This is a genomic window from Vibrio sp. 1249-1 (genome assembly GCF_033340495.1).
Window position 1 is genome coordinate 1 of record NZ_JAWOWJ010000334.1, and the last position, 833, is coordinate 833.

At 46.2% G+C, this 833-nt stretch carries 1 protein-coding gene; it reads left to right on the top strand.

Annotation, left to right across the window (positions count from 1 at the left end; all coding sequences use genetic code 11):
- Positions 1–833 (top strand): thiamine pyrophosphate-binding protein (locus R7Z50_RS26205; protein WP_318149573.1); only part of this gene is annotated, 833 nt, incomplete at both ends.

Consider the following 833-nt stretch of genomic DNA (forward strand, 5'->3'; position numbering starts at 1 on the left):
TTGGCGCAACCAATACCATTACCGGTATTGCAACGGCGTACATGGATTCCATCCCGATGATCGTGATTTCAGGGAACGTGCCAAACAGCCTGATTGGTAACGACGCTTTCCAAGAATGTGACATCGTGGGCGTCTCTCGTCCGGTAGTAAAACACAGCTTTTTGGTGAAAAAGGCGGAAGATATCCCTGAAACGATCAAAAAAGCCTTCTATATTTCAACAACGGGTCGTCCTGGGCCAGTTGTGATTGATTTGCCAAAAGACGTAATGAATCCGCAAATCAAACTGCCTTACCAATATCCAGAAAGCATTTCGATGCGTTCATACAAGCCAACCACTTCGGGTCATAAAGGCCAAATCAAGAAAGCACTGAAGTCTTTGATTGAAGCGAAAAAACCGGTGCTTTATGTCGGTGGTGGCGCAGTCATTTCTGGTGCTCACGAACATATTTTAGAACTGGCAGACAAACTTAACCTGCCAGTTGTCAGCACCTTAATGGGCCTAGGTGCATTTCCGGGTACTCACAAAAACTCGCTTGGTATGTTGGGGATGCACGGTACTTACGAAGCCAATATGGCGATGCACGAAGCGGATCTGATCTTCGGTATTGGGGTGCGTTTTGATGACCGCACCACCAATAACCTTGAGAAGTACTGTCCAAATGCGAAAGTGATGCACATTGATATTGATCCGTCGTCGATCTCCAAAAACGTCAAAGTGGATCTTCCAATCGTAGGCTCTGCTGAAAAAGTACTGACTACTATGCTTGGTCTACTGGCAGAGCAAGATTGTAGCAACGATGAAGCGGCGATCACTAAGTGGTGGGATGATATT